We start from the raw sequence: 207 nt of genomic DNA, 5'->3' as shown, positions 1-207 counted from the left end.
TGTGGAGCTGACGAATACTAATAGATCGAGGACTTAACCATATAATATGTAGCAATGTTATCTAGTTTTGAAGGAATATGCCTTCATAGTTTGGTGATGATGGCAGAGAGGGCACACCCGTTCCCATACCGAACACGGAAGTTAAGCTCTCTAGCGCCGATGGTAGTTGGGACCTTGTCCCTGTGAGAGTAGGACGTCGCCAAGCAA

Annotated in this window: 1 rRNA gene; it reads left to right on the top strand. The window is 46.4% G+C overall.

The window, feature by feature from the left end:
* The first annotated feature begins 89 nt into the window (after positions 1 to 89).
* Positions 90 to 205, top strand: a 5S ribosomal RNA gene (gene rrf / locus MR170_RS32140).
* Positions 206 to 207 lie beyond the last annotated feature (2 nt).

Origin of the sequence: Bacillus cereus group sp. BfR-BA-01524, from assembly GCF_022662595.1 — a bacterium.
Classification (GTDB): domain Bacteria; phylum Bacillota; class Bacilli; order Bacillales; family Bacillaceae_G; genus Bacillus_A; species Bacillus_A thuringiensis_S.
This window is presented reverse-complemented; position numbering and strand designations above follow the sequence as displayed.